Source organism: Microbacterium sp. P5_E9, from assembly GCF_054049175.1.
Window position 1 is genome coordinate 57,655 of sequence record NZ_JBFUMV010000001.1, and the last position, 22,381, is coordinate 80,035.

Here is a 22,381-nt window from a genome sequence, read left to right on the forward strand (position 1 = left end):
CGGGCACTCCGGCTCGCGATAACGTAATCGGATGCTCCGCACCATTGATCTGCGCGGCCGCGCGCTTTCGGCGGCCGAACTGCTGGCGACCGTTCCGCGCGCCGCCGCCGCCCGCGAGGAAGCGCTGACCACCGCGGCTCGCCTCGTCGCCGACGTCGCCCGGGAGGGCGAGACGGCGCTGCGCGACCAGGCCGAGCGCTTCGATGGAGCCGTCGGACACGACCTCCGCGTGCCCGCGGCGCATCTTGACGAAGCGCTCGCCGGGCTGGACCCGGCCGTGCGGGCGGCCCTCGAAGAGGCCATTCACCGCGTGCGCGCGGCTTCCGCCGCCCAGGTGCCCGCGCCCGCGCTGACCGAACTCGGTCCGGGCGCGCGCGTCTGGCAGCGGTGGCAGCCGGTGCGCCGGGTCGGCGTGTATGTCCCGGGCGGCAAGGCGGTGTACCCGTCGAGCGTCATCATGAACGTCGTGCCCGCGCAGGTCGCGGGTGTCGTCGAAGTGGCGCTCGCCTCGCCGCCGCAGCGTGAGCACAACGGCCGCGTGCACCCCGTGATCCTGGCCGCGGCGCGGCTCCTCGGCGTTGCCGAGGTGTACGCCATGGGCGGGGCCGGAGCGATCGGCGCCTTCGCGTACGGGGTTCCCGGTATCGGTCTCGAACGGGTGGATGTCGTCAGCGGACCCGGCAACAACTTCGTCGCGGCCGCCAAGCGCGTCGTGGCGGGTGTGGTGGGGACGGATGCCGAGGCCGGCGCCACCGAGATCCTCATCGTCGCTGACGCCGCAGCGGACGCGCGCCTGGTCGCCGCCGATCTGATCAGCCAGGCCGAGCACGACGAGCAGGCCGCGGCGGTGCTCGTCACCGACTCGGAGGAGCTCGCCGAGGCCGTCGCCCGCGAAGTCGCGGTCCGGGCGCCGCGCACGCGGCACGCGGAGCGTGTGGCCATCGCCCTGGCGGGCCCACAGTCGGCGATCGTCCTCGTCGATGACCTGGCCGCGGCGACGGCGTTCAGCAACGCGTACGCGCCCGAGCACCTCGAACTGCAGGTGACGGATCCCCGCCCCGAGGACTTCGTCCACGCCGGCGCCGTGTTCGTCGGTCCGGACTCGCCGGTCAGTCTCGGCGACTACCTGGCGGGCAGCAACCATGTGCTCCCGACCGGCGGTCAGGCGCGCTACTCGCCCGGACTCTCGGCTGCGACGTTCCTGCGGCCCCAGCAGGTCATCGAATACGACCGGGCGGCGCTCGGCAGCGTCCGCGACGCGATCGTCACGCTGGCGGGGGCCGAACAGCTGCCCGCGCACGGCGAAGCGGTCGAGGCGCGCTTCGAGGCGTAGTCTGTCGGTGCCATGTACTGCCCGTTCTGTCGCCACCCCGATTCGCGTGTCATCGACTCCCGGACGAGCGACGATGGGCTCAGCATCCGTCGCCGGCGGCAGTGTCCCGAGTGCGGCGGTCGCTTCTCGACGATCGAGACCGCGAGCCTGAACGTCATCAAGCGCAGCGGCGTGATCGAGCCGTTCAGTCGCGAGAAGGTCATCTCGGGCGTGCGCAAGGCGTGTCAGGGCCGCCCGGTCACGGACGGTGATCTGGCCGTGCTCGCCCAGCGGGTCGAAGAGGTCGTCCGGCAGACGGGTGCGTCTCAGGTCGACACGAACGAGATCGGGCTGGCGATCCTCGGTCCGCTGCGCGAGCTCGACGAGGTCGCCTATCTGCGCTTCGCGAGCGTCTATCAGGCATTCGACTCGCTCGAGGACTTCGAGAGCGCGATCGCGCAGCTGCGCCTGGACCATTCCGCCACCGCCGAACTGCCGTAAGGGTGGATTCGCGCCGGGATGCGCCGGCGACACCGCTGGGCCTGGATAGCCTGGAGGGGATGTATCCCTTCCTCTTTCGCACCATCCTGTCCCGCATGGACCCCGAGACGGCCCATCACGCCGCGATGATCGTGATCCGGCTGCTCGGCGTTCCGCCGTTCTCCTGGGCCGCGCGGGCCCTGGCCGCACCAGACCCGGAGCTGCGCACGTCCGCGCTGGGCCTCGATTTCGATTCGCCGTTCGGCGTCGCCGCGGGCTTCGACAAGGACGTGAAGGCGACCAGGGGCCTCTACGCACTGGGATTCGGGCACATCGAGGTGGGCACGCTGACCGCGATCGCGCAGGAGGGCAACCCCCGCCCGCGGCTGTTCCGCCTCATCCCCGACCGTGCGGTCGTCAACCGGATGGGGTTCAACAACGGTGGTGCCGCGGCAGCCGCCGAGCGGCTGCGCAAGCTCCGTCGCCACGCGAAGCGCGCCGTGATCGGAGTGAACATCGGCAAGAGCCGCGTGGTCGACGTCGCCGACGCCGTCGACGACTACGTGGTGAGCGCTCGGCTGCTCGCCCCGCTCGCCGACTACCTCGTGGTCAACGTGTCATCGCCGAACACTCCTGGCCTCCGCGGCCTGCAGGCGATCGAGACGCTCCGTCCGCTGCTGGAGGCGGTTCGGGATGCCGCGGGCCGGACGCCGCTCCTCGTGAAGATCGCCCCCGACCTCCCGGACGACGAGATCCGCGCGATCGCGTCGCTGGCGGTCGAATCCGGCCTGGCCGGCCTCATCGCGACCAACACGACAATCTCGCGCGACGGACTGTCGACCCAGCCATCGGTCATCGCGGCGGCGGGGGACGGCGGTCTGTCTGGCGCTCCCCTCAAGGCGCGCGCGATCGAGGTGCTCCGGATCGTGCGATCGGTCGTCCCGACGGAGTTCTGCGTGATCTCCGCCGGCGGAGTGGAGACCGCAGCAGACGTGCGTGAGCGCATCGACGCCGGTGCCACCCTGGTGCAGGGCTACACGGCGTTCCTGTACCGCGGGCCGCTCTGGGCACGCCAGATCAACCGCGGACTCGTCCGTCGGGCGAGCAGGGCCTAGGCGGTCTTCCGCCAGCGCCGCGCGACCTGCGGCTTGGGGAGGCGCAGGAACCGCATCTGGATCGACCGCATGGCCGCGTACCAGCCGAGGCCCTTCTCGGTCTTGTCGCCGAACTTCGCGCGCGCCGCTTTCTTGACCCGGAACGACGTCCAGACCATGTCGCCCACGACGAGGAAGATGAACATCCACAGGCCCAGGAACGAGTAGTACTGCACCGCGGAGAGCGGGATGAACGTCGCCAGGATCACGACCACCATCGCCGGCATGACAGCCTCGCCGAGGTGGAAGCCCGAGTCCACGTAGTCACGGGCGAACCTACGCTGCGGGCCCTTGTCTCGGGCAGTGAGGTAGCGCTCGTCGCCGGCCGCCATGCCGACCCGCGCCTTGTCGCGCTGCGCGGCGAGGTCTGCCTTTGCGCGCGCCTTCGCCTCCTTGGTGTCGGGGACGAGCGGTCGCTTGCGGGCCGCCTCCTGCTCGGCGCGCGAAGGGGTCGCGTGACCCTTTCCGGAGGTGAAGTCGACCGACGCGTCGGTCGGAACGTCTTTCGGTGCCGGAGCGGCAGGTGTTTTGGCCACGGGAGATCCTCGATCAAGCAGTAGGGGTGGACTTAAGATTACCCGCATGACCTCCGACCCCACCCGTCAGGATGCTGTGCGTGCCGCCGCGGCATCCGGCATCCCGTCCGCCCTCGCCGATCTGGGCGCACTCGTGCGCATTCCTTCGATCGCGTTCCCCGGGTTCGAACCCGCCGCTGTGGAGCGCAGCGCCGAGGCTGTGGCCGAACTCGTGCGCAGCACCGGCCTCTTCGAGACGGTCGACATCCGTCGTGCTGCCATCCCGGACACCTCCGAGACGGGAATGCCCGCCGTCCTCGCCACCCGGGCGGCCCGCAACGGCCGGCCGACGATCCTGCTCTACGCCCACCATGACGTGCAGCCGGTCGGCGACGAGGCGCTCTGGGAGTCGCCCCCCTTCGAGCCGACGATCCGCGGCGGCCGCTTGTACGGCCGCGGTGCCGCCGACGACAAGGCCGGGGTCATGGCGCACGTCGCCGCGCTCCGTGCACTGACCGAAGCGGTCGGACCGGACTTCGACCTCGGCGTCGTGCTGTTCTTCGAAGGCGAGGAGGAGGCCGGGTCGCGCTCGTTCGCGCAGTTCCTCTCCGACAACGCCGCCGACCTGCGCGCCGATGTGATCGTCGTCGCCGACTCCGGCAACTGGGACGACAAGACCCCCGCCTTGACGGTCTCGCTGCGCGGCAACACCCGCTTCACGCTGCGCGTCCGCACGCTCGAGCACGCCTCGCACTCGGGCATGTTCGGGGGAGCGGTGCCCGACGCGATGATGGCCACCGTCAAGCTGCTCGCCACGCTCTGGGACGAAACCGGCGCGGTGGCCGTCGAAGGACTCACGGAGCGGGATGCCGAGACCCCGCCCTACAGCGAAGAGACACTGCGCGACGAGGCCGGGCTGCCCGTGGAGGTCAGCCCGATCGGATCGGGCACCATCCTCAGCCGCATCTGGAACAAGCCGAGCATCACCGTGACCGGGATCGATGCTCCGAGCGTCGCCAACGCCTCCAACACCCTCAGCCCGGAGGTCACCGTCGTGATCAGCGCGCGGGTGGCGCCTGGACAGGAGGCGAAGGACGCCTACGCGGCGATCGAGGCGCACCTGCGCGCGCATGCGCCGTTCGGCGCTCAGCTCACCTTCACCGATCAGGACTACGGCAACCCGTTCCTCGTAGACACAAGCGGCTGGGCCGTCGCGGAGGCGCGCGACGCCCTGCACGAGGGCTACGGCGTCGAGTCCGTGGACATCGGCGTGGGCGGATCGATTCCGTTCATCGCCGACCTGGTGCGCGAGTTCCCCGGCGCCCAGATCCTGGTCACCGGGGTCGAGGATCCACATGCCCGGGCGCACAGCCCGAACGAGTCGCTGCACCTCGCGACCTTCCGAAACGCGGTTCTCGCGGAGGCGCTGCTGCTCGAGAAGCTCGACGCCCGCACCCTCTGAGCGTTCGACCCACCGGGCTGCAGAGCCCGTTCCACATCCGGGCGCGTAGAATCGAGGCATCCGCTGCCATCGATGCAGCCCGGACCGCGAGGAGAGCCATGACCGACACCGCCCTGTCGACCGACCAGACCACCCGCGCCCACGGGGTGCTGCTCACTGACGCCGCCGCGGCGAAGGTGAAGAACCTCCTCGGCCAGGAGGGGCGCGACGACCTGCGTCTGCGCGTCGCCGTGCAGCCGGGTGGATGCAGCGGCCTGATCTACCAGCTCTACTTCGACGAGCGCTATCTCGACGGTGACAAGACGGTGGACTTCGACGGTGTCGAGGTCATCATCGACGACATGAGCGTGCCGTACCTCGACGGCGCCAGCATCGACTTCAAGGACACGATCTCGGAGCAGGGGTTCACGATCGACAACCCCAACGCCGCCGGCAGCTGCGCCTGCGGCGACAGCTTCCACTGACGCACTTCGCGACGTCCAGCGCCTCGCCCGCCTCGTGCGGTGCGGGGCGCTGCTGCGTGCCCGGAAAGCGCGGGAAAGCGGGCTGAAACCGACCTCGGAGGCAGAATCGGGCTGGATGGTTGGCCTGAATCCGGTGTGAGGTTGCCCTAGACTTGCGGCAGTCACACTCGCGACCCGAAAGGTGCACCGTGCCCTCGAAACGTCGTCTCCGCTGGGCGCTCGTCCCCGCTGGGATCGCTGCTGCGATCGCCCTGTCGGGATGCACTCCGACCCAGTTGAACGGGTTCCTCCCGGGCTTCGAGGAGAACAAGGCGCCCACGACGAACCACACCGAGATGGTGTCCGGTCTCTGGGTCAACTCGTGGATCGTCCTCCTCGTCGTCGGAGTCATCACCTGGGGCCTGATGGGCTGGGCGGCGATCGTCTATCGCCGGCGCCGCGGGCAGACCGGCCTTCCGGTGCAGCTGCGCTACAACATGCCGATCGAGATCTTCTACACGATCGTGCCGTTCATCCTCGTGGTCGGCTTCTTCGCCTTCACCGCGCGCGACCAGGCGATCCTCGAGACCCAGACCGAGAACCCGGACGTGTCGATCGTCGCGATCGGCAAGCAGTGGGCGTGGGACTTCCAGTACAACGGCGATGAGGAAGACGGCTCGGACGCGGTGTGGACGATGGGTGTGCAGGCCGAGCCGGCGCCCAACGGCGACATCGACCAGGCGAAGCTCCCCACGCTGTATCTCCCGGTCGACAAGACCGTGAAGATCAAGCTCGAGTCGCGGGATGTCATCCACTCGTTCTGGATCATCGACTTCCTCTACAAGAAGGACATGTACATCGGCCGCGACAACTACTGGTCGTTCACGCCGACGCGCGAAGGCACCTATGCCGGCAAGTGCGCCGAGCTGTGCGGCGAGTACCACTCGGCGATGCTCTTCAACGTCAAGGTCGTGAGCGAGTCCGAGTACGAGGACTATCTCGCTTCGCTGCGCGCGAAGGACCAGACCGGTGACATCACCGACGCATACGACCGCCTCGGCAATCTCCCCGGCACGGGGGAGACCACCGAGGGCACTGAGGGAGACGAGTGATCATGGCGACGACGCTTCCGCTTCAGGAGAACCAGGGCCGCCCGACGACCCTCCCACCTCGCCAAGCCGCACTGCTCAGCGCCACGCGCGTCGAGCAGAAGGGCAACATCATCGTCAAGTGGATCACCTCGACTGACCACAAGACGATCGGCTACATGTACCTGATCGCCTCGGTGCTGTTCTTCATGCTCGGCGGTGTGATGGCCCTCATCATCCGCGCTGAGCTGTTCGAGCCGGGGCTGCAGATCGTCCCCACGAAGGATCAGTACAACCAGCTGTTCACGATGCACGGCACGATCATGCTGCTGATGTTCGCGACGCCGCTGTTCGCCGGCTTCGCCAACGCGCTCATGCCCCTTCAGATCGGCGCACCCGACGTCGCCTTCCCGCGTCTGAACGCCTTCGCGTTCTGGCTGTTCCTCTTCGGGTCGACCATCGCGGTCGCCGGCTTCCTCACTCCCGAGGGCGCTGCAGCCTTCGGCTGGTTCGCGTACCAGCCCCTGGCCGGCGCGAGCTTCTCGCCCGGACCAGGCGGCAACCTGTGGATGCTCGGTCTCGGCATGAGCGGTTTCGGCACGATCCTCGGGGCCGTGAACTTCATCACGACGATCATCACGCTGCGCGCTCCCGGCATGACCATGTGGCGGATGCCGATCTTCACGTGGAACACGCTCGTCACCAGCATCCTGATCCTGATGGCGTTCCCGGTGCTCGCGGCCGCGATCCTCGCCGCTGCGGCCGACCGCATCCTGGGCGCCCACATCTACGACCCGGCGAACGGCGGCGTGCTGCTCTGGCAGCACCTGTTCTGGTTCTTCGGGCACCCTGAGGTGTACATCATCGCGCTGCCGTTCTTCGGCATCATCTCCGAGGTCATCCCCGTCTTCAGCCGCAAGCCGATCTTCGGGTACAAGACCCTCGTCTACGCGACGATCGCGATCGCCGCGCTGTCCGTGGCGGTGTGGGCGCACCACATGTACGTCACCGGCGCGGTGCTGTTACCGTTCTTCGCCCTGATGACGATGCTGATCGCGGTGCCCACCGGGGTGAAGATCTTCAACTGGATAGGCACGATGTGGCGAGGGTCGGTGACCTTCGAGACGCCGATGATCTTCGCGCTCGGGTTCCTGGTCTCGTTCGTCTTCGGTGGCCTGACCGGCGTCATCCTCGCTTCGCCGCCGCTCGACTTCCACCTCTCGGACTCCTACTTCATCGTGGCGCACTTCCACTACGTGGTCTTCGGCACCGTCGTGTTCGCGATGTTCGCGGGCTTCTACTTCTGGTGGCCGAAGTGGACCGGACGCATGCTCAACGAGCGGCTCGGTGTGGTGCACTTCTGGCTGCTGTTCATCGGCTTCCACATGACGTTCCTCATCCAGCACTGGCTGGGCGTTGACGGCATGGCGCGTCGCTACGCGGACTACTCGGAAGCCGACGGCTGGACGCTGCAGAACCAGGTGTCGACGGTCGGTGCGATCATCCTCGGCGCATCGATGATCCCGTTCCTCTTCAACGTCTGGATCACCGCGCGCAAGGCGCCGCTGGTGACAGTCAACGACCCGTGGGGCTACGGCTCTTCGCTGGAATGGGCGACCAGCTGCCCGCCGCCCCGCCACAACTTCACGTCGATCCCGCGCATCCGCAGCGAGCGCCCGGCGTTCGATCTCAATCACCCGGAGGCGGGAATTCCCGTCGGAGTCGGGTCAGCGAAGGATGCTCCCGACGCCCCGGTCGTCGACGAGGCTCATGGAGAGGTGAAGTAAGTGCGCACCAACGTCGGCCTCTGGTGGCTGCTGGTCGGGTTCTTCTTCCTGATGGGGACGATCTACACCATCTGGAGCATCATCGCCCATCCCGACCTCGAGTGGTACCACGGGATCGAGTGGGTCGGCACCGTCGCCCTGTTCTTCACGTCGCTGATGTCGGCGCTGATCGCGTTCTACATCGGGCGCGTGCACAAGGCTCAGGGTGGCGATCTGCCGGAAGACACTCTGACGGCCGATATCGACGACGGCGACCCGGAGCTCGGCGAATTCAGCCCCTGGTCGTGGTGGCCCATCGTCCTTGCCTTCTCGGCAGCGCTCGCCATGATCGGCCTCGCCGTCGGAACCTGGATCATGCCGATCGGCATCGCCGTGTTCCTCGTGGCGATCGTCGGCTGGGTCTTCGAGTACTACCGCGGTCACTTCGCACGCTGATCGTCGGCCTTCGGTGACGCTCGCACTGCGGGCCGCGGCCGTCTCGGAACGCGGCGAGTACCGCGCCGTGAACCAGGATGCCGCGTTCACCGCTTCGTGGGGCGCGGGTGTCGCCGACGGGGTAGGCGGGGGACCGGCCGGAGATCTCGCGTCGGCCGCATACGTCCATCGTCTCGCCGCCGGACTGTCCGGCTCGCTCGACCCGGACATGCTCGCCACGCGCCTGCGCATCGCCAACTGGGACCTGCGGGCCCACGTGGAGCGGGACAGAACGCTCGAGGGCATGGCTACGACCTTCACCGGGCTGTTCAGCTCGACCGCGGGCGGGCTCATTCTCGCGCACGCGGGTGACTCGCGCGCCTACCTGCTGCAGGGCGGCGTGCTCACGCGTCAGACGCGCGACGATTCATTCGTGCAGCTCCTCGTCGACAGCGGGATCGTGCGGGCGGCGGATGCGGCATCCCACCCTCATCGCAATCTGATCACCGCGTCGCTCCGCGGTGGTGACGACGATGCTGTCACCATCCTCGAACGTGAGGGCCGCGAGGGCGATCGGTGGCTGCTGTGCAGCGACGGCCTGACGGACTACGTGCCGGAGCCGGAGATCGCGGTCGTGCTGGGCGGTGGCGACGTCGGTGAGGCCGCGCGGGCGCTCGTCGACCTCGCGCTGCAGGCGGGCTCGCGTGACAACGTCAGTGCGGTGGTGTGCGACGTCGTGGTCGCCACGAGAGCGCGCCTGAGCGCCGCTGAGACGGCCTTCGCGGGATCGGCGGCGGAGCGATTCGCAGAGGGCCTCGAGTCCGCCTAGGCCGACTGGGTCTGCCGCACCACCATCACCTGGGCGTCGAACACTCGGGGGAGTGCCCCCTCGTCGTTCTCGGTCGGCTGACCCTCGCGCACCCAGTACTCGTAGCCCCCGATCATCTCCTTGACCGAGTAGCCGAGCTTTGCGAACTCGAGGGCGCCCTTCGCGCCGGCGTTGCAGCCCGGGCTCCAGCAGTACACGACCACCGGGAGTCCGGCGTCGAGCTCGATGGGGGCGCGTGCGGCGATGTCGCGGTACGGCATGTGGATCGCGCCGGCGACGCGTCCCTGGGCCCACGCCTCGTCGCCCCGCACATCGACGAGCACGAACTGCTCGCCGGCCTTCTGGGCGGCGTACACATCGGACGCGTCGGTCTCGTGGCGGAGCTTGGCGGAGAAGTACTCGAGAGCATCGGTCATGCACTCAACCGTACGGTGTGCTGATCGCGGCACACCATCGGCCGGCAGACAGTGGGAGGTGGATTCCTGCCGTAATCCGGAGTCGCCGGGCACAACGGCGGATGCCCCGCAGCTGAGTCCTCGCGGGCTCAGATGCGAGGCATCCGATCGTGTGCTGGCCTACTGGCCGGGTTCTTTCTCGCGGTTGCGCGGCTTCTTCTCGCCATCGTCCGGGACGATGATGTTCGAAGGCCGAACCGGGACCTCGCTGTTGTGACCGTCGTCGATCGGCACGTGCGGAGCGTCCGGGACCCCAGCGCGCTCGTGCGCACCCTGGATCTCAAGGTCTTCCTCCGCCGCTATGTGATCGAGCTCGTGGTGCTGGTGCGACAGCGATCCGTCGAACTCAGCCTGGCTGACCGGGGTGAGCCGGTCTTCGAAGAACCAGCGCGAGATCGCGGCGCGCAGGTTCTCGTGCCACGGAATGCGACCCTTCGCGTTCGGCCGGACGACCAGCGGCTCGTAGCCGCCGATGTCGACGAGCTTGAAGCGGTCGTACTCCTCGACGGGCTGGTGCACCTCGATGTACTCCCCACCTGGGAGGCGGACGATGCGACCGGACTCGTAGCCGTGCAGCAGGATCTCGCGGTCCTTCTTCTGGAGCGCGATCGCCAGGCGCTTCGCCACGAAGTACGCGATCACCGGGCCGACGATCAGCAGCGCCTGCAGGGTGTGGATCACGCCTTCCATCGTCAGCCAGAAGTGCGTGGCGATGATGTCGGAGGCTGCCGCGGCCCACAGCACCGCGTAGAACGTGACACCGGCGGCGCCGATGGCGGTGCGGGTGGCGGCGTTGCGCGGACGCTCGGCGATGTGGTGCTCGCGCTTGTCTCCCGTGACCCACGCCTCGATGAAGGGGTAGAGCAGGACGAGGACGATGAAGATGCCGATGACGGTGAGCGGAATGAGGATGTTGAACGACCACGTGTGATCGAGGAACACGAACTCGAGCCCTGGCGGCACCAGACGCAGCGCGCCATCCGCGAAGCCGATGTACCAGTCCGGCTGCGTGCCCGCCGAGACGGGGGAAGGGTCGTACGGTCCGTAGACCCAGATCGGGTTGATCTGGAAGAGCGAGGCGATCAGCACGATCACGCCGAACGTGATGAAGAAGAAGCCGCCCATCTTGGACATGTAGACCGGCATCATCGGGTAGCCGACCACGTTGCTGTTCGTGCGGGCCGGGCCGGCGAACTGCGTGTGCTTGTTGATGACCATGAGCATCAGGTGCAGCAGCAGCAGGCCGACGAGGATCGCGGGCAGCAGCAGGATGTGCAGCGTGTAGAGCCGGCCGACGATCTGGTCGCCCGGGAACTCCCCGCCGAACAGCAGGAACGAGGTCCAGGTGCCGATGAGCGGGATGCCCTTGACCATGCCGTCGATGATCCGCAGGCCGTTGCCGGAGAGCAGGTCGTCGGGCAGCGAGTAGCCCGTGAAGCCCTCGCCCATAGCGAGGATGAACAGGATGAATCCGATCACCCAGTTGAGCTCGCGCGGCTTGCGGAAGGCGCCCGTGAAGAACACCCGGAGCATGTGCACGCCGATGCCGGCGACGAACACAAGAGCGGCCCAGTGGTGGATCTGGCGAACGAGCAATCCGCCGCGGATGTCGAACGACAGTCGGAGCGTCGAGTCGAGCGCCGCGGACATCTCCACGCCGCGCATCGGAAGGTAGGCGCCCTCGTAGTGGGTCGGCACCATCGATGCCTGGAAGAAGAACGTCAGGAACGTGCCGGAGAGGAGCACAGCGACGAAGCTCCACAGCGCGATCTCACCGAGCATGAACGACCAGTGGTCGGGGAAGATCTTGCGGCCGAGCTCCTTGACGAAGCCGGACAGGCTCGTGCGCTCATCGATGTAGTTCGATGCGGCGCCGACGAAGCGGCCGCCGAGCGGCTTCTCCTTCGTCTCCGCCTGGAACCGGGAGGTGGCGGTTGCGGTACTCAATGGCGCTCCCAGAAACTCGGGCCGACGGGTTCGGTGAAGTCGCTGCGGGCGACCAGGTATCCCTCGGCATCCACCGTGATGGGGAGCTGGGGGAGGGGGCGGGCGGCGGGGCCGAAGATGACCTTCGCGCCGTCCGTGACGTCGAACTGCGACTGATGGCAGGGGCACAGCAGGTGGTGCGTCTGCTGCTCGTACAGGGCGACCGGGCAGCCGACGTGCGTGCACACCTTCGAATAGGCGACGATGCCGTCGTACGACCAGTCCTTGCGATCTGCAGCCTCCTGCAGGTCCTCGGGGAGGAGGCGCATGAGCAGGACGATGGCCTTGGCCTTCTGCTCGAGGTACCCCTCGCTGTGTCCGAGAGCCGCGAGGTCTTCTGGAATGACGTGCATGGCGGATCCGAGCGTGACGTCTGCAACGCGGATCGGCGTGCCCTCGGGGTCGCGCGCGAGACGCGTCCCCTCTTTCCACATCGTGTGGCTCAGCTGTGCGACGGGGTCGCCCGCGATGGGGTCTTCCGCAGAGCTGAACGGCGCGAGGCCGCGGAACAGCACGACTCCCGGTGCGATGGAGGCCACGAGGGCCGCGATCAGCGAGTTGCGGACCATCGCGCGGCGTCCGAAGCCGGACTCCTCGTTGGCATCGGCGAAGGCCTTGATCGACGCCGCACGCGTCGCGTCGCGACCTCGGGTCGCATGACGAGGCTCGATGAACTCCTTGTCCGACATGATCGCCTTCGACCAGTGGATCGCTCCGAGGCCGAGTGCGAGGAGCGCCAGGCCGATGCCGAGGCCGATGAAGAGGTTGTTGTACCGGACGCTGACGAGCTCGCCGTCTTCGATCGGGAACAGGAAGTAGGCGGCGATGGCCCAGATGCTTGCGGCCACCGAGAGGTAGAACAGCGTGTAGACCGTCCGGACGGCGCGCGTCATCGCCGCCGGGTCCTTGTCGGTCATCCGCGCACGGTGCGGCGGAAGCTCGGGGTTGTGCACCGGATCGGGGATCACCACGGCGAGCCCCCGCGAAGGCTTCCACGAAGCCCTCTCGTGCTCGAGCGGGTCGTCCTCGTGTTCCATGCTGCTCCTCTTGCGTGTTCTCGTCGGTGTCAGGTCAGTTGGACTTCGCGGTGATCCACACCGTGATGCCGATCAGCGCGCCGATGCCGAAGATCCAGATGAACAGACCCTCCGACACCGGACCCAGCGAACCGAGCGCGAAGCCACCAGGCGATACTGCCTCCTGCTGGAACAGCAGCGACGAGATGATGTCGCGCTTGTCCTCGGTGGAGAGGTACATGTCGTTGAAGACGGGCATGTTCTGCGGTCCGGTCACCATGGCGGCGTACATGTGCAGCGCGCTGGTCTCGGTGAGCGGCGGCGCGTACTTGCCCTCGGTGAGCGCTCCGCCGGCGGCTGCCACGTTGTGGCACATCGCGCAGTTGATGCGGAACAGCTCGGCGCCTCGTGCGACGTCGCCACCACCGTCGATGGTCTCGTCGGACGGATAGGTCGGACCGGGGGAGGTGGACTGCACGTACGCAGCCATCGCGAGGATCTGCTCATGCGTGAACTGCACCGGCTTCTCCGGAGCCTGCGGGCCGGTCGCCTGCAGCGGCATGCGACCGGTGGAGACCTGGAATTCGACTGCCAGCTCGCCGACGCCGTACAGCGAGGGCGCCGCCTGGGTGCCCTGCAGGTCGAGTCCGTGGCAGGTGGCGCAGTTCGCCTGGAACAGCTTCTTGCCGTCTTCGACCGTCAGTGCGGTGGGGGCCTTGGTGTCTTCGGTGGCGGCCATTGCCGCGGAGGCTCCGGCGTACACACCGCCCGTCAGGAGCAGTCCGATGCCGATGAGTGCTGCCGCTGCCCAGGGGCTGCGGCGTCCGTGTGAGCGGCGCTTCGTCTCTCGTGCCATGTGGGGCTACAGCTCCGCTCTATTTCAGGAAGTAGATGACAAGGAACAGGGCGATCCAGACGACGTCCACGAAGTGCCAGTAGTACGACACGACGATGGAGGTCGTCATCTCCTTGCGCCCGAAGTTCTTGACGGCATACGCGCGCCCGATCACGAGGAGGAAGGCGATGAGCCCGCCGGTGACGTGCAGGGCGTGGAAGCCGGTGGTGAGGTAGAAGGCCGATGCGTAGGAATCCGAGCTGATCGGCATCCCTTCCGTCACCAGCTGGGCGTACTCCCACACCTGACCGGACACGAACACCGCGCCCATGATGAAGGTGAGGTAGAACCACTCGACCATGCCCCAGGTGCGGGGGTTCCAGAGGCTCTTGGTGCGGTACGGCTGGAAGCGCTCGGCCGCGAACACCCCCATCTGGCACGTGACGGACGACAGCACGAGGATGATCGTGTTGACCGTGGCGTAGCCGACGTTCAGCTGTTCGGTTCGAGCCGCCCAGAGTTCCGGGGATGTGCTGCGGAGCGTGAAGTAGATCGCGAAAAGGCCTGCGAAGAACATCACCTCGCTGCCGAGCCATACGATCGTGCCCACGGCAACCGGATCGGGCCGTTTGACCGAACGCATCGCCTGGGAGTAGGTCGCTGGGGTCGTCGTCACGTTCCCCATTATGGCTGAATTCGGCGCGCGAGTTTCGCATCCGGAGGCACGGATTTGCCTGCGCGCGAACTTAGGCCCTCCTAAGAGAACGCCCAGAGTGTGCTCCGAGTCCGCCGTGTCCCGAGGCTAGGCTTCATGGTTATGGCTGACCTCTACACCTGGCCGGGAATCCTCACGACGCTGCTCGAGCGGCGGGATCTCAGTGTGTCCGAGTCGACCTGGGCGATGCGGCGCGTGATGGCGGGCGAGGCGACGCCTTCGCAGCTGGCCGGTTTCCTGGTCGCGCTGCGCGCAAAAGGCGAGACTGTAGACGAGATCGTCGGCTTCCGAGACGCGATCCTCGAGGCCGCGCTCGCGCTGCCGGTGGACGCGGCGGTGCTGGACATCGTCGGCACCGGAGGCGATCGCTTCGGGACGGTGAACGTCTCGACGATGGCCGCAGTGGTGGCCGCGGCATCCGGGGTTCCCGTCGTGAAGCACGGCAACAAGGCGGCCAGCTCGGCCTCCGGCTCGAGCGACGTGCTCGCCGCGCTCGGGATCGACCTGACGCTCAGCCCCGATGCCGTCGCCGAGACGCTCGCACGGACCGGTATCACCTTCGCCTTCGCGACGGCGTTCCACCCGGGCTTCCGTCATGCCGGTCCGACGCGTGCCGAGTTGGGCGTGCCGACGGTCTTCAACTTCCTGGGGCCCCTCTGCAACCCCGCGCGCGCCGAAGCCAACGCCGTCGGCGTCGCGCAGCTCGACCGCGTGCCGCTCATCACCGGCGTGTTCCAGACTCGCGGGGCGACCGCACTGGTGTTCCGCGGCGACGACGGGCTGGACGAGCTGACCACGACCGGCCACAGCAGGCTGTGGGAAGTCAGTCGAGGCGATGTGCACGAGCACGATCTCGACCCCCGCGATATCGGCATCCCACTCGCCGACATCGACGACCTGCTCGGCGGGGATCCCGCGCACAACGCGGCGATCGTCCGCCGCGTGCTCGCGGGCGAGTCGGGAGCGGTGCGGGACATCGTGCTGCTCAACGCGGCCGCCGGCCTCGTCTCGTACCGCCTCTTCCTGGACGCCGCCCAGGTGCAGCGACCCATCCTGGAGCGGCTCGCCGAGGCCCGCGACGACGCCGCCGCGGCGGTCGACACCGGGGCGGCGGCGGCCAAGCTCGATGAGTGGATCGCCGCCACGCAGTCGTTCGCGCACTGACGACGAGCAGTCTTCCGGCCTGAAGGCCGAATATGACCCACCATGAATATTCACGGCGAGTACCTTTCGCGCCGCTGCGGCTCGACGCTAGCGTGTCCCTCACACGGCACCGCTACCTAGGAGGACTTCCATGAGCAACGCAACGCCCTCGACCGCTGACACCATCGAACCGCCCGTCAAGAGCCTCGGACCTGTGAAGTGGGTGGGCATCCTCGGCATCGTCGCGGGCGCACTGCTGATCATCGTGGGAATCGTCGCCTGGATTCTCGTCACCAACCAGCTGACGGCGGAGAACATCACTGTCCCGGACGACGCTGCCGCGTTCCAGGGCCAGCAGGTCACCGGCCCGCTGACCGCCTACGTGCAGGCAGACATCATCAACCACCACGCGCTGGAAGCCTCCGGCGGTAAGACCTACGCCGAGCTCGACCAGGACGACCCGGTGCGTGCGACCGTGATGCAGGCATCCTTCCTGCGCGCGTCGCTCTTCACCTCCGTCGTGGCCTACGGCGTCGCGCTGTTCGCGGCGGCGATCGGCGTGCTCTCGATCCTGTTCGGCTGGGCGTTCGTGCGACTGGCGAATACGCCGGTCGTGGTGAAGCGCTCGAACGTCACCACCGCCTAGAGCCGTTGCCGAGCGTCGCGTGGCGGGTGGAATGAACCCGTACGACGCGCTCACCGAGATCGCGTCCCTGCTGGAGCGAGAACGGTCTTCGAGATACAAGTCGAAGGCCTTCCGCACCGCAGCGGACGCGATCTCGGCGTTGACGGACGAACAGCTGCGGGATGCGGCATCCCTCCGTCGGCGTCCCGGGATCGGCGACTCCACGTTCGCGGTGATCCAGGAGGCGCTGGACGGGCGAGTGCCTACGTACCTCGCCGACCTGCGGGAACGGGCCGGTGTGCAGCAGCAGTCGACCCTCCGCGGACTGCTGCGGGGCGACCTGCACAGCCACAGCGACTGGTCGGATGGACTGACGTCGATCGACCTGATGGCTGAGGCCGGTCGCGCGCTCGGTCACGAATACCTCGCGCTCACCGACCACTCGCCCCGTCTTCGGGTTGCGAACGGACTGTCGCCGGAACGTCTGCGCGCGCAGGAGGAGCTGGTGCGTGGGCAGAGCGGCGGAGCGTTCACGCTGCTGTGGGGGATCGAGGTCGACATCCTCGAAGACGGCGCGCTCGACCAGGAGCCCGATCTGCTCGACCGGCTCGACATCGTGGTGGCCTCGGCGCACTCGAAGCTGCGGATGGAGCGCGGGCCGATGACCCGGAGGCTGGTCGCCGCGGTGTCGGACCCGCGGGTCGACGTGCTCGGGCACGTCACCGGTCGGCTCGTGGAAGGCTCCCGAGGAACCCGGCCGGCATCGACGCTCGACGCGAAGGCGGTCTTCGACGCGTGCGCGGCACATGGCGTCGCGGTCGAGATCAACTCCCGCCCGGAGCGCCAGGATCCGCCGGACGACCTCGTGGCGATCGCCTTGGACGCCGGATGCCTCTTCTCGATCGACTCGGATGCGCATGCTCCGGGGCAGCTGTCGCTGATCGACTACGGCGCGCAGCGCGCCGAACGACTCGGGGTGCCGGCGGAGCGCATCGTGACGACCTGGCCGCTCGAGCGACTGAGGGAGTGGACCGCAACACGGAAGGTGGGAAGCCGATGACGACCGACCAGCGCGACGATCTCGCACGCGGCTGCGACGAGGAGTACGGCCGGCTGAAGGAGCTGGTGAACCGGCTGCGGGAGGAAGGCCGCCTCGACACGGCGTTCACGAACGAGGCACGAGACCGGAGCGTGCGCGACGTGCTCGCCCACCTGCACGCCTGGCACCTGCTGCTCGAGGGATGGTACGAGGACGGCATGATCGGCGGGTCGCCTGCCCTCCCGGCCGACGGCTATACCTGGCGTCAGCTCGACGCGTTGAACGTCACGCTGCGCGACCGCTGGGCGGATGCGTCGCTCGATGAACTCGAGCGGCGCCTGGAGTCCTCGCACGAGGGGCTCCGCCGGCTGGTGCTCGCCCACTCCGACGAGGACCTCTTCGACCGCGGCGCCTACCCGTGGACCCGCGGGACCGCGCTCGGCGAGCTCTGCCTCGAGTGCGGCGGCAACCACTACGCCTGGGCTCGCCGCGCGATTCTCGCGGGCATCGGCGAGGTGACGGCTCCCTAGACGCGGCGGGCGCCGGTCGGTGGTCGACCGGCGCCCCCTCCGTCAGCTCACGGCGTTGGCGCGGATCACCTCGAGGCGGGCGCGGTACTCGACCTCGTCGATGTCGCCCTTCGCGAAGCGCTCGGCGAGGGTGACCTCCGCCTGGCGGGCCGCGTTGAGGCGTCCGTGCGGGCCGTAGCCGTTCTCCGCAGCGTTGCGGCGCCAGCGCCGGCCGAACACGATGAACAGCACCACGAACACGGTGATCCAGAACAGCGGGATCAGCAGGAACCAGGGGCCCCATACCCAGGGGCCGGCGAAGTGGGTGGCCACCATTGCGGTGGCGAGTGCTGCGGACATGGTCATCCTCTCGTCAGGATCAGCGACAGCCGTCGCCGATCGGATGCCTCGAGTCAACGCCGGAGCCGGCTCCGGCGAATCTGCCCGCGGGACGCACTCGGGCTGCTCCCGGGGGAGTAGCGGCGGTGCGGCTACTGCTGCCAGCCGGGGGTGGCGAGACCGGACTCGTAAGCGAGGACGACCAGCTGCACACGATCCCGGGCGTGCAGCTTCTGCATGATGCGCGAGACGTGCGTCTTCGCGGTGAGGGGGGACAGGAACAGCGCTCCGGCGATCTCGTCGTTCGTGAGGCCCTGGGCGACGAGCCGCAGCACCTCGACCTCGCGGTCGGTGAGACCGGCGAGTTCGCTCGGGGCGACGGCATCCTTCATTCCCACCGCGGCGCGCTCCAGCAGCCGACGCGTGATGCCCGGCGAGAGCAGCGCATCGCCCGCGGCGACGACCCGCACCGCGCGGATGAGATCGACCGGCTCGGTGTCCTTCACGAGGAACCCGCTCGCGCCGGCGCGGATCGCGCGCGCCACGTACTCGTCGAGCTCGAACGTCGTGACGATCACGACCTTGACGGAGTGCAGTGCCGGGTCGGCGGCGATCTGCTCCGTCGTCCAGAGCCCGTCGCCATCGGGCATGCGGATGTCGAGAAGGGCCACATCGACGGGGGTTGTGCGGATGGCACGCAGCAGGGCCTCGCCACCGGAAGCCTCGGCCACGACCTGGATGTCGGGCTCGGAGTCGAGCAGGGCACGGAAGCCCGCGCGCACGAGCTGGTGATCATCGGCGAGCGCGACCCGGATCATGCCGTGGCCTTCCAGGGCAGTCGCGCAATGACCTCGGTGCCACCGCTCGCGGCCGGCGCGACCGTGAGGGCGCCATCCACCAGCTCGGCGCGCTCTCGCATCCCGCGGAGGCCACCGCGCTCGATCGAATCAGCGGCGATGCCGCTGCCGTCGTCGAGCACGGTCACGACGAGGTGATCGGCATCCCGATCCAGGACGATCGTGGCGCGGGATGCCGCGGAGTGGCGCACCACGTTGGTGAGGGCCTCCTGCACGATGCGATAGGCGGTCGCCTGCGTCGCGCTCGGCGGCTGGTCGCCGGCGAGGCGATCGTCGAGCTCGATCTCGAGTCCGAGCCCGCTGCGCTGTACGGCCAGGGCGGGAAGCTGCGCGAGCTGCGGCTGCGGGGTCAGCGGGGCGGTGGAGGTCGCGGGCTCATCGCCGCGGAGGAACGACAGCACGCCGCGGACCTCGTCGAGGCCGGTGGCGCTGAGTGCTCGGATGTTCGCGAGGGCCTCGCGGGCGCGCTCCGGCTCCTTGTCGAACAGGTGCAGGCCGACGCCGGACTGCACCGCGATCTGGCTGAGCGAGTGGGCGAGGACGTCGTGAAGCTCCCGGGCGATGCGGGTGCGCTCCTGCTGCTCGCTCGCGGTGCGCCGCTCCGCGAGCTGAGCCCGCCGCGCCTGGCCGTGCTCCAGCCGCGCGCGGATGCCCTCCCCGATGCCGACGCAGATCGCGAGGGCCAGGGTCGTGATGGCGACGCGGAACGGATGCCAGCTCATCCCCATCAGGCCGCTCGCGACGACCGCGGTGAGCCATGCCAGCCCGACCGAGAGGAGCGCCCATACTCGCGCGCCGCGGACGATGCCGCCGACGATCGCGAACGCGAGGGCGATGAACGCCGGCCCCGCGTCCGGCGGGACGAACAGGTCGAGCGTCGTGAGCGCGGCCACGACGGCCACGGTCGGACCGGGCCAGCGCCGCGCGGCGAGGAGGGCGAGAGCGGATGCCGCCGCCAGTGCCACACTCAGGCCCGCCCAAGGCGGGGGGACGTCCTGCCAGAGCGAGACCGCGATGGTCGCGGGGACCTGGATGACGAAGGCGACGACCACCGGCACGAACAGCGTCACCGCGGGCGGCGGACCGAACCGGGGCCCGGACGCATCCCAGGTGTCGCGCGGCATGCGGTCGATCGTACGCCGCGCGGCAGTGGGATTCGTCCGATCCGGGGACGGCAGGCGTGTACTCCCGGGGGAGTACGCCGGGTTGGCGTGCGGGTCAGACGGTGTCGAGGATGTCGACGATCCGGGTCATCGCCGCACCCAGCGCCCAGCGCTCGGCGAGGGATGCGGCATCCTTCTTCGCGGACTCATCGAGCGGGCGCAGCAGGGTGTCGGGGACCGTCAGGTCGAGGTCGCGCACGACGGCGACGACCGTCGGAGCGACGGCGAGGTAGGGGAGCCCTGCCAGGAGCTTGGCGCGGATGCCGGCTGACATCCCTTCGCCGGCCTCGGCCGCGGCGAGGATGCCGGCGAGGTCGCCGTGCGTGGCCAGGAGTCCCGCGGCGGTCTTCTCGCCGATGCCCGCGACACCGGGAAGGCCGTCCGACGAGTCGCCGCGGAGAGTGGCGAAGTCGGCGTACTGGCTCGGCAGCACCCCGTACTTCGAGACCACGACGGCGTCGGTCACGATCTCGAGGTTGCTCATGCCGCGAGCGGTGTAGATCACCCGGACGTCACGGGAGTCGTCGACCAGCTGGAAGAGGTCGCGATCACCGGTGATGATGTCGACGGGGAGCGTCGCGCGTGTCGCGAGCGTGCCGATCACGTCGTCGGCCTCGTGCTCGGCGGCGCCGACGATCGGGATGCCGAGGGTGTCGAGCGCCTCGCGGATCACCGGCACCTGCACCTCGAGGGGGTCGGGCACGACCTCGATGTCGGGGCCGACCTCGATGACCTCGGCCACCCGGTGCGTCTTGTAGGTCGGGATCAGCTCGACGCGCCACTGCGGGCGCCAGTCGTCGTCCCAGCAGGCGACGAGATGCGTCGGGCGATACAGCGTCACGAGCTTCGTGATGATGTCGAGGAACCCGCGGACCGCATTCACCGGCGTGCCGTCCGGCGCGCGCACTGTGTCGGGCACGCCGTAGAAGGCGCGGAAGTAGAGGGATGCCGAATCGAGGAGCATGAGGCGGTCGGTCACGGGATCATCCTGGCACGGGCGACTGACGCGTCGGAGGTGACGGATGCCGCGGCATCCGTCCGTCGACCGACCTCAGGGGGCGTCGGAGCGGCGTCCGAGCAGCTCGTAGAAGCGCCAGAAGCCGAAGTCCTCGATCGGCAGGATACTGAGGTCTGCGAATCCGGCGGCCTGGGCGTAGGAACGCAGCGTGTCGGGGCGCATCACCGTACCGGTGGCGACGCTCGGCTGATGCGACATCCCATCAGGGAGGCACACGAAGAGGCTGAAGGCGTACATCACGGCGTCGAACTCCGCCCCGGGCACCGCGAAGCGATCGCCGACCGCCTCGTCCATGATGATCACGAGGCCATCCGGCGAGACCGCACGGCGCATCGCGCGCAGCACGTCGACCGGCTGCGGCATGTCGTGGATGCACTCGAAGGCGAAGGCCGCGTCGAAGGGTCCCTCCTTCTCGAGGGTGTCCCCGCCGGCCAGATGGAACTGCACGCGATCGGCGACCCCCGCGGACTCCGCATTCGCGCGGGCGAGCTGCACCGACGGCTCGTCGACATCGAAGCCCTCGACGCGGAGATTCGGGTAGCCCTGGGCGAGCGCGATCGAAGACCAGCCGGCGCCCATCCCGACATCGGCGATGCGCGCGTCCGGGGCGCTCAAGACGCGGTGCAGATGGTCGACCTCGGCGAACACGCGGGCGAGCTGGTCGAACCACGGCCGGTTCATGTCGGCCTGGCCGGCGCGCGCGTCTTCGCCCAGCTGCTGCCAGCTCACTCCGCCTCCGCTGCGGTAGGCCTCCAGCAGGGCGGGCAGCTGCGGCCCGACGGCCCCGAACATGCGGGCGAGCGGCGCGATGTACGCGAGGCTCCGCTCGTCGGTGAGAGCCTCGGCCGCGGCATCCGTGATCTCGAAACGGCGCCTCTCGGCGTCGTCGGAGCCGTCGACGAGCAGAAGCCCGGACACGGCCTGCTGCTCGAGCCACTCGCGGGCATACCGTGCGTTCGTACCCGTGCGCGCGGCCAGCTCGCCCGCGGTGGCGGGACCGTCCGCGGCGAGGCTGCGATACCAGCCGAGCCGGTCACCGAGGTAGATCGCCATCGTCTCGGCCGCCCCGACGGCGGACTGCAGCACCCGCATGGCCAGGTCGTCCGCCGTCTGCAGGGTCTCCACCGCGCGGGAGTCGTTTTCGCCGTCGGTCGTAGACATCATCGTTCCCTTCGGGCAGGTAGTCGGAGGATACGC

The 22,381-nt window shown here is 68.7% G+C and carries 24 protein-coding genes; 13 read left to right on the forward strand and 11 right to left on the reverse strand.

Features of this window, described 5'->3' with window-relative positions; translation table 11 throughout:
- Positions 1-31 precede the first annotated feature (31 nt).
- Genes hisD through ACXJ3V_RS00280 form a run of 3 tightly spaced genes read left to right on the forward strand, consistent with a single transcriptional unit; the run spans position 32 to position 2,907 of the window.
- Positions 32-1,333, forward strand: a complete 1,302-nt coding sequence (gene hisD, locus ACXJ3V_RS00270; RefSeq protein WP_457098255.1) for a histidinol dehydrogenase — start codon at positions 32-34, stop codon at positions 1,331-1,333.
- 12 nt (positions 1,334-1,345) lie between these two features.
- Positions 1,346-1,813 (forward strand): transcriptional regulator NrdR, encoded by a 468-nt coding sequence (gene nrdR, locus ACXJ3V_RS00275; RefSeq protein WP_457098256.1) that lies wholly within the window; start codon positions 1,346-1,348, stop codon positions 1,811-1,813.
- A 59-nt stretch (positions 1,814-1,872) separates the two neighbouring features.
- A complete protein-coding gene (locus ACXJ3V_RS00280; RefSeq protein WP_457098257.1) occupies positions 1,873-2,907 on the forward strand; it encodes a quinone-dependent dihydroorotate dehydrogenase in 1,035 nt (344 codons plus the stop codon).
- Here the strand turns inward: ACXJ3V_RS00280 and ACXJ3V_RS00285 are convergent.
- On the reverse strand, positions 2,904-3,482 hold the full coding sequence (locus ACXJ3V_RS00285; RefSeq protein ID WP_457098258.1) for a DUF3043 domain-containing protein: 579 nt from the start codon (positions 3,480-3,482) through the stop codon (positions 2,904-2,906). The two genes, ACXJ3V_RS00280 and ACXJ3V_RS00285, sit on opposite strands and share 4 nt — an antisense overlap.
- A 46-nt stretch (positions 3,483-3,528) precedes the next feature.
- Between ACXJ3V_RS00285 and ACXJ3V_RS00290 the strand changes: the two genes are divergently transcribed.
- From ACXJ3V_RS00290 to ACXJ3V_RS00315, 6 genes are all read left to right on the forward strand, one after another.
- Positions 3,529-4,923, forward strand: a complete 1,395-nt coding sequence (locus ACXJ3V_RS00290) for a M20/M25/M40 family metallo-hydrolase (RefSeq protein WP_457098259.1) — start codon at positions 3,529-3,531, stop codon at positions 4,921-4,923.
- 98 nt (positions 4,924-5,021) lie between these two features.
- The gene (gene erpA / locus ACXJ3V_RS00295; RefSeq protein WP_457098260.1) at positions 5,022-5,387 is read left to right on the forward strand and encodes an iron-sulfur cluster insertion protein ErpA; all 366 of its coding nucleotides are present in this window, start codon (positions 5,022-5,024) and stop codon (positions 5,385-5,387) included.
- 188 nt (positions 5,388-5,575) lie between these two features.
- Positions 5,576-6,478, forward strand: a complete 903-nt coding sequence (gene ctaC / locus ACXJ3V_RS00300) for an aa3-type cytochrome oxidase subunit II (RefSeq protein WP_457098261.1) — start codon at positions 5,576-5,578, stop codon at positions 6,476-6,478.
- A 2-nt stretch (positions 6,479-6,480) separates the two neighbouring features.
- Positions 6,481-8,241 (forward strand): aa3-type cytochrome oxidase subunit I, encoded by a 1,761-nt coding sequence (gene ctaD / locus ACXJ3V_RS00305; RefSeq protein WP_457098262.1) that lies wholly within the window; start codon positions 6,481-6,483, stop codon positions 8,239-8,241.
- On the forward strand, positions 8,242-8,676 hold the full coding sequence (locus ACXJ3V_RS00310) for a cytochrome c oxidase subunit 4 (RefSeq protein ID WP_457098263.1): 435 nt from the start codon (positions 8,242-8,244) through the stop codon (positions 8,674-8,676). It begins immediately after the preceding gene.
- Positions 8,677-8,689: 13 nt separating this feature from the next.
- Positions 8,690-9,484 carry a PP2C family protein-serine/threonine phosphatase gene (locus tag ACXJ3V_RS00315; RefSeq protein WP_457098264.1) on the forward strand — a complete coding sequence of 265 codons (795 nt, stop codon included), beginning with the start codon at positions 8,690-8,692 and terminating at the stop codon, positions 9,482-9,484.
- Here the strand turns inward: ACXJ3V_RS00315 and ACXJ3V_RS00320 are convergent.
- From ACXJ3V_RS00320 to ctaE, 5 genes are all read right to left on the reverse strand, one after another.
- Positions 9,481-9,900, reverse strand: coding sequence for a rhodanese-like domain-containing protein (locus ACXJ3V_RS00320; protein WP_457098265.1), 420 nt, complete (start codon positions 9,898-9,900; stop codon positions 9,481-9,483). The genes ACXJ3V_RS00315 and ACXJ3V_RS00320 overlap by 4 nt on opposite strands.
- Before the next feature lie 159 nt (positions 9,901-10,059).
- A complete protein-coding gene (qcrB, locus tag ACXJ3V_RS00325; RefSeq protein ID WP_457098266.1) occupies positions 10,060-11,886 on the reverse strand; it encodes a cytochrome bc1 complex cytochrome b subunit in 1,827 nt (608 codons plus the stop codon).
- Positions 11,883-12,962: a cytochrome bc1 complex Rieske iron-sulfur subunit gene (qcrA, locus tag ACXJ3V_RS00330; protein WP_457098267.1), complete on the reverse strand. Its 1,080-nt coding sequence runs from the start codon at positions 12,960-12,962 to the stop codon at positions 11,883-11,885. The genes qcrB and qcrA overlap by 4 nt, the downstream gene beginning before the upstream one ends.
- Positions 12,963-12,996: 34 nt before the next feature.
- Entirely contained in the window at positions 12,997-13,797 is an 801-nt protein-coding gene (gene qcrC, locus ACXJ3V_RS00335) for a cytochrome bc1 complex diheme cytochrome c subunit (RefSeq protein WP_457098268.1), read from the reverse strand.
- 19 nt (positions 13,798-13,816) lie between these two features.
- Positions 13,817-14,461: an aa3-type cytochrome oxidase subunit III gene (gene ctaE / locus ACXJ3V_RS00340; RefSeq protein ID WP_457098269.1), complete on the reverse strand. Its 645-nt coding sequence runs from the start codon at positions 14,459-14,461 to the stop codon at positions 13,817-13,819.
- Between the two features lie 132 nt (positions 14,462-14,593).
- Here ctaE and trpD point away from each other — a divergent pair, with 132 nt between their 5' ends.
- The 4 genes from trpD (at position 14,594) to ACXJ3V_RS00360 (ending at position 17,828) form a co-directional block, all read left to right on the forward strand.
- A complete protein-coding gene (trpD, locus tag ACXJ3V_RS00345) occupies positions 14,594-15,655 on the forward strand; it encodes an anthranilate phosphoribosyltransferase (RefSeq protein WP_457098270.1) in 1,062 nt (353 codons plus the stop codon).
- Between the two features lie 130 nt (positions 15,656-15,785).
- Positions 15,786-16,280, forward strand: coding sequence for an aromatic ring-opening dioxygenase LigA (locus tag ACXJ3V_RS00350; RefSeq protein ID WP_457098271.1), 495 nt, complete (start codon positions 15,786-15,788; stop codon positions 16,278-16,280).
- A gap of 31 nt (positions 16,281-16,311) precedes the next feature.
- Complete coding sequence (locus ACXJ3V_RS00355; protein WP_457098272.1) at positions 16,312-17,319, forward strand: PHP domain-containing protein; 1,008 nt, start codon at positions 16,312-16,314, stop codon at positions 17,317-17,319.
- Positions 17,316-17,828, forward strand: coding sequence for a ClbS/DfsB family four-helix bundle protein (locus ACXJ3V_RS00360; protein WP_457098273.1), 513 nt, complete (start codon positions 17,316-17,318; stop codon positions 17,826-17,828). Before ACXJ3V_RS00355 ends, ACXJ3V_RS00360 begins: the two co-directional genes overlap by 4 nt.
- A gap of 42 nt (positions 17,829-17,870) precedes the next feature.
- Here ACXJ3V_RS00360 and ACXJ3V_RS00365 read toward each other — a convergent pair whose 3' ends face one another.
- From ACXJ3V_RS00365 to ACXJ3V_RS00385, 5 genes are all read right to left on the reverse strand, one after another.
- On the reverse strand, positions 17,871-18,167 hold the full coding sequence (locus ACXJ3V_RS00365) for an SHOCT domain-containing protein (protein WP_457098274.1): 297 nt from the start codon (positions 18,165-18,167) through the stop codon (positions 17,871-17,873).
- 131 nt (positions 18,168-18,298) lie between these two features.
- Positions 18,299-18,964, reverse strand: a complete 666-nt coding sequence (locus ACXJ3V_RS00370) for a response regulator transcription factor (RefSeq protein ID WP_457098275.1) — start codon at positions 18,962-18,964, stop codon at positions 18,299-18,301.
- Positions 18,961-20,127: a sensor histidine kinase gene (locus ACXJ3V_RS00375; protein ID WP_457098276.1), complete on the reverse strand. Its 1,167-nt coding sequence runs from the start codon at positions 20,125-20,127 to the stop codon at positions 18,961-18,963. The genes ACXJ3V_RS00370 and ACXJ3V_RS00375 overlap by 4 nt, the downstream gene beginning before the upstream one ends.
- Positions 20,128-20,221: 94 nt before the next feature.
- The gene (locus tag ACXJ3V_RS00380) at positions 20,222-21,145 is read right to left on the reverse strand and encodes a 5'-3' exonuclease (protein WP_457098277.1); all 924 of its coding nucleotides are present in this window, start codon (positions 21,143-21,145) and stop codon (positions 20,222-20,224) included.
- A 72-nt stretch (positions 21,146-21,217) separates the two neighbouring features.
- Positions 21,218-22,345 carry a class I SAM-dependent methyltransferase gene (locus tag ACXJ3V_RS00385; protein ID WP_457098278.1) on the reverse strand — a complete coding sequence of 376 codons (1,128 nt, stop codon included), beginning with the start codon at positions 22,343-22,345 and terminating at the stop codon, positions 21,218-21,220.
- Positions 22,346-22,381 lie beyond the last annotated feature (36 nt).

Excerpts from the sequence above, each read along its gene's own strand:
- hisD (WP_457098255.1), top strand. The coding sequence starts at position 32 with ATGCTCCGCACCATTGATCTGCGCGGCCGCGCGCTTTCGGCGGCCGAA.
- nrdR (WP_457098256.1), top strand. The coding sequence starts at position 1,346 with ATGTACTGCCCGTTCTGTCGCCACCCCGATTCGCGTGTCATCGACTCC.
- ACXJ3V_RS00280 (WP_457098257.1), top strand. The coding sequence starts at position 1,873 with ATGTATCCCTTCCTCTTTCGCACCATCCTGTCCCGCATGGACCCCGAG.
- ACXJ3V_RS00290 (WP_457098259.1), top strand. The coding sequence starts at position 3,529 with ATGACCTCCGACCCCACCCGTCAGGATGCTGTGCGTGCCGCCGCGGCA.
- erpA (WP_457098260.1), top strand. The coding sequence starts at position 5,022 with ATGACCGACACCGCCCTGTCGACCGACCAGACCACCCGCGCCCACGGG.
- ctaD (WP_457098262.1), top strand. The coding sequence starts at position 6,481 with ATGGCGACGACGCTTCCGCTTCAGGAGAACCAGGGCCGCCCGACGACC.
- ACXJ3V_RS00320 (WP_457098265.1), bottom strand. The coding sequence starts at position 9,900 with ATGACCGATGCTCTCGAGTACTTCTCCGCCAAGCTCCGCCACGAGACC.
- qcrA (WP_457098267.1), bottom strand. The coding sequence starts at position 12,962 with ATGGAACACGAGGACGACCCGCTCGAGCACGAGAGGGCTTCGTGGAAG.
- qcrC (WP_457098268.1), bottom strand. The coding sequence starts at position 13,797 with ATGGCACGAGAGACGAAGCGCCGCTCACACGGACGCCGCAGCCCCTGG.
- ctaE (WP_457098269.1), bottom strand. The coding sequence starts at position 14,461 with ATGGGGAACGTGACGACGACCCCAGCGACCTACTCCCAGGCGATGCGT.
- trpD (WP_457098270.1), top strand. The coding sequence starts at position 14,594 with ATGGCTGACCTCTACACCTGGCCGGGAATCCTCACGACGCTGCTCGAG.
- ACXJ3V_RS00350 (WP_457098271.1), top strand. The coding sequence starts at position 15,786 with ATGAGCAACGCAACGCCCTCGACCGCTGACACCATCGAACCGCCCGTC.
- ACXJ3V_RS00355 (WP_457098272.1), top strand. The coding sequence starts at position 16,312 with ATGAACCCGTACGACGCGCTCACCGAGATCGCGTCCCTGCTGGAGCGA.
- ACXJ3V_RS00360 (WP_457098273.1), top strand. The coding sequence starts at position 17,316 with ATGACGACCGACCAGCGCGACGATCTCGCACGCGGCTGCGACGAGGAG.
- ACXJ3V_RS00365 (WP_457098274.1), bottom strand. The coding sequence starts at position 18,167 with ATGTCCGCAGCACTCGCCACCGCAATGGTGGCCACCCACTTCGCCGGC.
- ACXJ3V_RS00370 (WP_457098275.1), bottom strand. The coding sequence starts at position 18,964 with ATGATCCGGGTCGCGCTCGCCGATGATCACCAGCTCGTGCGCGCGGGC.
- ACXJ3V_RS00375 (WP_457098276.1), bottom strand. The coding sequence starts at position 20,127 with ATGCCGCGCGACACCTGGGATGCGTCCGGGCCCCGGTTCGGTCCGCCG.
- ACXJ3V_RS00385 (WP_457098278.1), bottom strand. The coding sequence starts at position 22,345 with ATGTCTACGACCGACGGCGAAAACGACTCCCGCGCGGTGGAGACCCTG.